Origin of the sequence: Nocardioides sp. NPDC057577, assembly GCF_042801335.1 — a bacterium.
Lineage (GTDB): Bacteria > Actinomycetota > Actinomycetes > Propionibacteriales > Nocardioidaceae > Nocardioides.
The window spans coordinates 1-7,541 of the sequence record NZ_JBHVGB010000236.1 but is presented as its reverse complement, the minus strand read 5'-3'; the positions used below and the strand labels follow the sequence as shown (position 1 = coordinate 7,541).

Sequence of the window (7,541 nt, the reverse complement as noted above, 5' to 3'; positions counted from 1 at the left end):
CAACACGGTCCCCATCAAGCGCGACAGGGACCGTGTTGGTCTCGACACGCCTCCGCCTAGCGGCTCCGGCGGCTCGACCAGCGGGGTCGGCCCGCGGCTCGACCAGCGGGGTGAGAGTCAGGCGAGGATGCCGGCGTGGAGCAGCTTCAGGTACTGCTCCGAGAGCGTCTCGGGGGTGTGGCGGCCGCCGGGGCGATACCAGGCGACGGTGGACCAGACGCCGTCGCGGATGAACCGGTAGGTCAAGGCGGGGTCCAACGACGTCTGGAAGGCTCCCGAGGTCTGCCCGGCCTCGATGACCCGGATCCACAGCGCCTCGTTGTCGCGGGAGCGCTCGGCGACGAACTCGAAGCCCTCGACGGTCGCCAGGAAGGACGCCTCGTTCTGGTAGAGCGCGACGGCGAGCCGCTCGTTGTGGATCGTCCGGAACGACTCCGTGATCAGTCCGTCCAGGTCTGCCTGCGGGTCGACCCCGCTCTCGACGATCTCGGTGAACCGCGCGTTGAGCCCGTCGAGGAATCCCGAGAGCAGTTCGGTCAGCATCGCTTCCTTGGAGCGGAAGTGGTGGTAGAGCGAGCCGGACAGGATCCCGGCGGCATCGGCGATGTCGCGTACGGTCGTCTGGGCGAAGCCCTTGGTCGCGAACATCTCGGCAGCCAGCGTGAGCAGCTCGGCCCGCCGCGACGACCCCGACGCCGTCCCCCGCCTTCTCGGCGCAACCCCCGTGTCAGTCATGGACGAAGCCTACCAAACAAGCAGTTGCTCAACTACGATTGCGCAGGTGACCCCCCGCACCATCCCTGCCCTGATCGAGAAGGCCAAGCAGACCTACGCCGACCACCCGGCGATCGTCGACGGCCCCACGACGCTCACCTACGCCGAGCTCGCCGACGCGACCGACCGGGCCGCGCGCGCCTTCCTGGCCAGCGGCGTACGCAGCGGCGACCGCGTCGCCATCTGGGCCCCCAACCGCTGGGAGTTCCCGGTCGCGGCCCTCGGTGCGCAGACGATCGGGGCGGCCGTGGTGCCGCTCAACACCCGCTACCGCGGCCATGAGGCGCGCGAGATCCTGGAGCGCTCCCGCGCCACCGCGCTGGTCACCGTCAACGGCTTCCTCGGCACCGACTACGTCCAGATGCTCCGCGACGCCGGCCCGCTCCCGGAGCACCTGCTCACCATCGTCGACCTCGCCGGCGACTGGGACGAGTTCCTGGCCAGCGGCGCCGAGATCACCGACAAGCGTCTCGAGGACGCCAAGGCGACCGTCACCCCCGACACCCTGGCCGACCTGCTGTTCACCTCCGGCACGACCGGCAAGCCGAAGGGCGTGATGTGCGCGCAGCGCCAGACGATCGGGACCGCCGACGTCTGGGCACGCGGCGCCGCACTCAGCCCGGAGGACCGCTACGCCATCGTCAACCCGTTCTTCCACGGGTTCGGCTACAAGGCGGGCTTCCTCGCGGCATTCAGCGCGGGCGCCACGATCTACCCGATCGCGACCTACACCCCGACGCAGACGTTGCAGCTGATCCAGGACGAGCGGATCACCGTCCTTCCCGGCGCCCCCACGATCTTCACGACCCTCATCAACCACGAGGACCTGAAGGCGTACGACCTCTCCTCGCTGCGCTTCGCGATCGCCGGCGCGGCGAGCGTCCCGGAGAGCCTCTTCGCCGACATGCGCGACGTCCTCGGGATCGACGAGGTCAAGGGCGCCTACGGCCTGACCGAGTGCCTGGTCGCGACCACCACCCGCCCCGGCGAGGACCCGGCCCACGTGGCCAAGGTGGTCGGCCCCGCGGTCGAGGGGCTGGAGATCCGCACCGTCACCGCCACCGGGGAGGACGCGGAGCCCGGTGAGGACGGCGAGGTCTGGATCCGCGGCGACAACGTCATGCTCGGCTACTTCGAGAATCCCGAGGCGACCGCCGAGGCGATCGACGAGGACGGCTGGCTCCACACCGGCGACGTCGGCTTTCTCGACGAGCACGGCTGCCTGAAGATCACCGACCGGATCAAGGACATGTTCACCGTCGGCGGCTTCAACGTCTATCCGGCCGAGGTCGAGAACACCCTCGCCAGCCACCCCGGCATCGTCGAGTCCGCGGTCATCGGCGTCCCCGACGCGCGCCTCGGTCAGGTCGGCAAGGCCTTCGTCGTCGTACGCGACGACCTGACCGCCGATTCGATCGCGACCTGGCTCAAGGACCGCCTCGCCAACTACAAGCAGCCGAGGGCGTACGTCCTGATCGACAGCCTTCCGCGCAACGCCAGCGGCAAGGTGCTGAAGACGGACCTGCGCGACACCGGGAATTAGATGAGACACCCCCCGGGGCGGGGGTATAGGTTTCCGGAGCCCGTCTTCACCTTCCCCCACGGAGGCTTCGATGCCCCGACGCGCCAAGATCGCGTCCATCTCCGGCACCACCCTCGTTCTCGGCGTGGTCGCAGTGGCGATCCCCCTGACACTGAACTCCGCCACTGCCGAGCCGACCTCGTCCGGCCCGCTGGCCGCTTTCGAGGCCGCGAACAGGGACCCGTCCAAGCTTCCCGCCGGCCCGGTCGAGGCTCACGTCGAGGAGATCGCACTGACCACCTCGACGGGCAGGGCGACCGAGCACGCGACGAAGGTCGACAAGCCCCGCACGAACGTCATCAAGAGCGAACCGCAGGACGTCACCGGCTTCGGTGTCGTCGGCGTGACCTGGTCCGGCGACACCGAAGCCGACGACGTACGCCCCGAGATCCGCACCCTGAAGGACGACGTGTGGTCCTCGTGGACCCCGATGGTGGTCGACGCCGACGACCACGGTCCGGACGCGGGCTCCGCGGAGGCCAAGGGCGTCCGCCCCGGCACCGACGAGTTCCTGGCCGGGAACGTCGACCAGGTGCAGACCCGGATCATCGTCCCTGACGCCGCCGCGATCCCCGACGACCTCGAGCTCGCGGTGATCGAGCCCGGCAAGCCTTCGGACACGGTCGAGGAGCTCCCCGAGATCGAGACCGACAAGGACAAGCCTCGGGCGACCAGCGTCCACAAGGGCAGCAAGGACTCCGACCTCAACCTGGTCGCGTCCACCTACACCTCGAGCCCGACGATCTACAGCCGCGCCCAGTGGGGCGCCGACGAGTCGCTGCGTACGGACAAGACGGTCGCCTACCGCCAGATCCACGGCGGCTTCGTGCACCATGCCGCGGGCACCAACGACTACACCGAGGCACAGGTCCCCGGCATCATCCGGGGCATCTACGAGTTCCACGTGAAGACCCGTGGCTACCGCGACATCGGCTACAACTTCTTCGTCGACAAGTTCGGCCGCATCTGGGAGGGCCGCGCCGGCGGGGTCTCGCTGCCCGTCGAGGGTGCCCACACCAGCGGCTACAACTACGACAGCTTCGGTGCCGCGGCGCTGGGCTGCTTCGACACGGTCGCGGCCGGCTGTCTCAACGATGCCGGCGCGACGGACAACCAACCCACAGACGCGATGATCCAGGCGTACGGCTCCCTCTACGCCTGGAAGCTCTCGCTCCACGGCGTGACCGCCAACGCCACCAACGTGGCCCTGACCCACTACAAGAAGAACCCCGACGGGACCGAGACCTGGACGCCAACGGTCTTCCCGCACGCGATCAACGGCCACCGCGACGCCGGCCAGACCGTCTGCCCGGGCGCGAACCTCCAGGCCAAGCTCCCCGCCATCCGTACGCTCGCCGCCGGCCTCCAGAAGAGCTGGAGCGGCCGCGACCTGGAGTCCCACATCGCCGGCACGAGCCACTCCGACTTCGTGGCACGACGGGCGTCCGATGGCCGGATCTTCACGCTGCGTACGGGCGGGTTCGCCGGGTTCAACTCGACCAAGACGTCCACGACGGTCGGCAGCACCGTGCGCGAGGCCGTGGTCACCCCGGACATCACCGGCGATGGCAAGGCCGATCTGATCCAGGTCCGCACCGACGGCTCGGCCGGCATCCGCAAGGGCCGCGGCGACGGTACCTTCGCGGCGGTCTTCAAGAACCTCGGCAAGAGCACGTTCTCCGGGGTCTCCAAGATCACCGCGACCGGCAACATCGGCGGCACCTCGGCCAACGACCTGGTCGGCAAGAACGCGAAGGGCTACCTGGTTCGCTACACCGGCAACGGTGCCGGCGGGTTCACCCGAGTGGGCACGACGCGCTCGCTGGGCGGCTTCGACAAGCTCGCCGCGACCGGCGACGTCAACAAGGACGGCAAGCGCGACCTGATCGGCCGCAAGTCCGGGGCGCTCTACTACTTCAAGGGTTCGGGCAGCGGCACGTTCGGCTCGCCGATCAAGCTCGCGACCCAGAGCCCGTCGTGGTCCTCGCTGGTCCAGCTCTCCGGCTACGGCGACTTCACCGGCGACGGTCGTGGCGACCTGATCGGCCGGGACTCGTCCAACCGCGGCTGGATCTACCCGGCCTCCGGCTCTGGCTTCGGCAAGCCGTTGGGCCCGTACGCGGACGTCAACCGCACCCTCGTCGGCGCGGTCAACCTCGTCGGCAACAGCCTCCCTGACCTGGTCATGAAGTCCGGCTCGACGCTCTACGTCAAGCCGAACAGCGGTCGGGTCAGCCTGGCCGCGCCGGTCGACAGCGGCATCACGCTGACGAGCGCCACCGCACTGATGAACGCCGGCGACTGGAACCGCGACGGCAAGGGCGACTTCCTGGCCAAGATGTCCGACGGCTCCGTACGCCTCTACCGGGGCTACGGCACCGGCAAGTTCGCCAGCCCCGTCACGATCGCGACCGGCCTCGGCACGGTCAGCGTCATCGACGCGGTCGGTGACGTCACCGGCGACGGCTATCCGGACCTGATGGGCCGCATCTCCGGCGGAACGATCACGTTGTGGCCGGGCAAGGGCTCGACCAAGGTCGGCGCGTCGATCACCATGAAGTCCTCTGCCCCGGGCACCCGCCTGGTCGGCGTCGGACGCTGGAACAGCGGCAACACCCCCGACGTGCTCTTCGTCAACGGCACCAGCACCGTCGTCCACGAGAGCAACGGGCCCGGCGGCCTGGTGTCCACGCAGACCCTGTCGATCAACCTGTCGGGCTATGACGCGGTGCTCGGCGTACGCGATCTGCGGGCCGGCTCGGGTGGCGACCTGATCGTGCGGTCGGGCAGCTACATCTATGCGCTGGAGCGCAACAGCACCGGCACCGGGCTGACCCGCACCTACCTGGGTGCGCTGTCGGGCTACAACCTGCTGGGCTGACCGAAGTTGTGAAGCTGAGAGTGACCTATAGGTCACCCTCAGCTTCACAACTCACGCGGAGAGCTGGCGCTCCTGGTTGACCCGGAGCGCCTTCTCGGCGAGGTCGGCGCCGGCGGAGGCGTACAGGTTCAGGACGGCGTGGGCACCGCGCTTCTTGAGCTCGTCGCGCTCCTCGGGGCGCAGGGCGATCGCCGCCACGGTGCCCTTGAAGCCGAGCTTGTGGAGCAGGTCCATGGCGAGCAGGTTGTCGCCGTGGAAGGGCATCGTGAGCACGACCAGCTCCATGCCGGTGCCCTTCTTGACCCGCTCCCAGAAGTCCTGGTCGGTGGCGTCGGCCTCGACCACGTCGAAGCCCTCCTCCTTGAGCGAGTCGGCCCGCAGCGAGTCGTGCTCGACGGCGAGCACGTGGTAGCCCTGGGTGTCGCGCAGCTCCTCGTAGGTCGTACGCCCCACCCGGCCCATGCCGACCACCAGCGCCTTGGCGTCACCGAGGTTGATCGGCCGGTCGGCCTCCTGGAGCCGCTCGGGCCTCCGCACCGGCAGCCGGCGGTTGAGCAGATTGATGATCGCCGGGGCGTACGCGTTGAACAGCGCGTCCACCAGGAACGAGAGCGCGGTCGCGACCGCGAGCACGGTCTGCCACTGGGCCGATGCGAGCCCGGAGGCCGACGCGATGACGATGACGATGAGCCCGAACTCGGAGTAGTTGGCCAGGGTGAACGAGGCCAGCGTCGCGGTGCGGTAGCGCAGCCCCATGAACGCGAAGATCACGACGTACGCCGCGGCCTGGAGCGGCAGCAGGACCTGCAGCACGGCGGCCAGAGCGAAGTCCTCGAGCGAGGGCACCCCGGTCAGTCCGATGCTCAGGAAGAACGCGATGAGCAGGAGCTCCTTGGTGCTGAACAGCAGCTTGGCCAGCGCCGGCGCCTTGACGTGCGACCCGAGGAGTACGCCGACCACCAGGGCTCCGAGGTCGCCCTTGAGCCCCACGGTCTCGAAGAGCCAGTAGCCCGGCACGAGCGCGATCGTCAGCCCGAAGAGCGCGGTCAGCTCGGCGGAGGTGATCCGGTCCCAGACCCGGTGGGCGAGCCAGGCGCCCGGGAGGAGCAGCACCAGCGCGAAGACCCACGGCGAGGGCCAGTGGCCCTTGGAGATGGTCAGGAACACGACCGCGACGATGTCCTGCATGACCAGCACACCGATGGCGATCCGGCCGTAGAGGGTGTTGTTGTCGTGACGCTCGTCGAGGACCTTGATCGCGAAGACGGTCGAGGAGAACGAGAGCACGAAGGCGATCAGCGCCATCTCGCCCAGGTCGGCGTCGGCGAGGAGCGCGAAGCCGAGCGGTGCGATCCCGGCCAGCATGCCGATCCCGATGATGACGCTGAACCCCAGGTGGGCGAAGGTGCTCAGCCACACGTCGGGCCGGAGCAGCGATCTGACATCGAGCTTGAGACCGATCCCGAACAGGAGCAGCGTGACCCCGAGCTCGGACAGCGTGTGCAGCCCGTCCAGCTCGCCGACCCCGGCGGCGTGCAGCCCGAACCCGGCGGCGAGGAAGCCGACCATGGGCGGAAGTTTCAGGAACATCGCGACCAGCCCCGCTCCTAGTGCAACGAGCAGGTAGAGCGCGGTCAGCGACATATGGACGTCCCCCAGGGTAAAGCTCGACGGTTCGGACACACGTACGATACCGCGTGATACCACCCGGGGTTACAGTGGGTCCATGGCTATGACTCTTCGACTCAGCGAGGCCGACGACCGGCTGCTGACCGACCGCGCCAAGACGGAGAACCGGTCGAAGCAGGAGATCGCCCGCGAGGCGATCCGCGCCTACCTCAACGACCACGACCGGCGCATCGAGGATCTCGAGGACGATCTCGCCATCGCGCGCTACTCCCTGCGTCGCGAGCTCGGCGAGGTCAGCTACACCCCGCATGCCGAGGCCCGCCGCGCCCTCGGTCTCGACCGCCTCTCCGGCGAGTGACCTACCAGGTCGTCTGGGCCGACGAGGCGCTGCAGTCGGCCGAGGCGTACGTCGACGACGACCCCATCGGCCTGATCCAGGTCTTCGACACCGTCGACGCCCTCGCCGAGACCCCGCGCGACGTCGGCGCCTACGCCTGGGGCAAGGACCGCTACCGCCTCCGCGTCGGCCGCTACCGCATCGTCTACGTGGTCGAGGAGCGCCGCATCACCGTCGCGGTCATCCACCTCGGCCGGCGCAGCGCCTGAGCCGCTGGTCGAGCCGGCGGCGGTCGTGTAACACGTCGTTCGTAGGACTACTCGCCCTATCTGATAGGG

At 69.0% G+C, this 7,541-nt stretch carries 6 protein-coding genes; 4 read left to right on the top strand and 2 right to left on the bottom strand.

Features of this window, described 5'->3' with window-relative positions; all coding sequences use genetic code 11:
* Positions 1-117: 117 nt before the first annotated feature.
* Positions 118-735 (bottom strand): TetR/AcrR family transcriptional regulator, encoded by a 618-nt coding sequence (locus ACFU7D_RS27585; protein WP_378732902.1) that lies wholly within the window; start codon positions 733-735, stop codon positions 118-120.
* A gap of 46 nt (positions 736-781) precedes the next feature.
* On the opposite strand from ACFU7D_RS27585, the gene ACFU7D_RS27580 reads away from it, so the two are divergent.
* Both ACFU7D_RS27580 and ACFU7D_RS27575 read left to right on the top strand, forming a co-directional pair.
* Positions 782-2,317: a FadD3 family acyl-CoA ligase gene (locus tag ACFU7D_RS27580; RefSeq protein ID WP_378873360.1), complete on the top strand. Its 1,536-nt coding sequence runs from the start codon at positions 782-784 to the stop codon at positions 2,315-2,317.
* A gap of 70 nt (positions 2,318-2,387) precedes the next feature.
* A complete protein-coding gene (locus tag ACFU7D_RS27575) occupies positions 2,388-5,237 on the top strand; it encodes an FG-GAP-like repeat-containing protein (protein WP_378873358.1) in 2,850 nt (949 codons plus the stop codon).
* 51 nt (positions 5,238-5,288) lie between these two features.
* Here ACFU7D_RS27575 and ACFU7D_RS27570 read toward each other — a convergent pair whose 3' ends face one another.
* Positions 5,289-6,881 (bottom strand): cation:proton antiporter, encoded by a 1,593-nt coding sequence (locus ACFU7D_RS27570; protein ID WP_378732895.1) that lies wholly within the window; start codon positions 6,879-6,881, stop codon positions 5,289-5,291.
* Between the two features lie 82 nt (positions 6,882-6,963).
* Between ACFU7D_RS27570 and ACFU7D_RS27565 the strand changes: the two genes are divergently transcribed.
* Both ACFU7D_RS27565 and ACFU7D_RS27560 read left to right on the top strand, forming a co-directional pair.
* Positions 6,964-7,224 carry a ribbon-helix-helix protein, CopG family gene (locus tag ACFU7D_RS27565; protein WP_378873355.1) on the top strand — a complete coding sequence of 87 codons (261 nt, stop codon included), beginning with the start codon at positions 6,964-6,966 and terminating at the stop codon, positions 7,222-7,224.
* Positions 7,221-7,472 (top strand): type II toxin-antitoxin system RelE/ParE family toxin, encoded by a 252-nt coding sequence (locus tag ACFU7D_RS27560; protein ID WP_378873353.1) that lies wholly within the window; start codon positions 7,221-7,223, stop codon positions 7,470-7,472. Before ACFU7D_RS27565 ends, ACFU7D_RS27560 begins: the two co-directional genes overlap by 4 nt.
* Positions 7,473-7,541: the final 69 nt, after the last annotated feature.

Bases quoted from the DNA above. Each gene is read 5' to 3' on its own strand.
- ACFU7D_RS27585 (WP_378732902.1), bottom strand. From the start codon at position 735: ATGACTGACACGGGGGTTGCGCCGAGAAGGCGGGGGACGGCGTCGGGG.
- ACFU7D_RS27575 (WP_378873358.1), top strand. From the start codon at position 2,388: ATGCCCCGACGCGCCAAGATCGCGTCCATCTCCGGCACCACCCTCGTT.
- ACFU7D_RS27570 (WP_378732895.1), bottom strand. From the start codon at position 6,881: ATGTCGCTGACCGCGCTCTACCTGCTCGTTGCACTAGGAGCGGGGCTG.
- ACFU7D_RS27565 (WP_378873355.1), top strand. From the start codon at position 6,964: ATGGCTATGACTCTTCGACTCAGCGAGGCCGACGACCGGCTGCTGACC.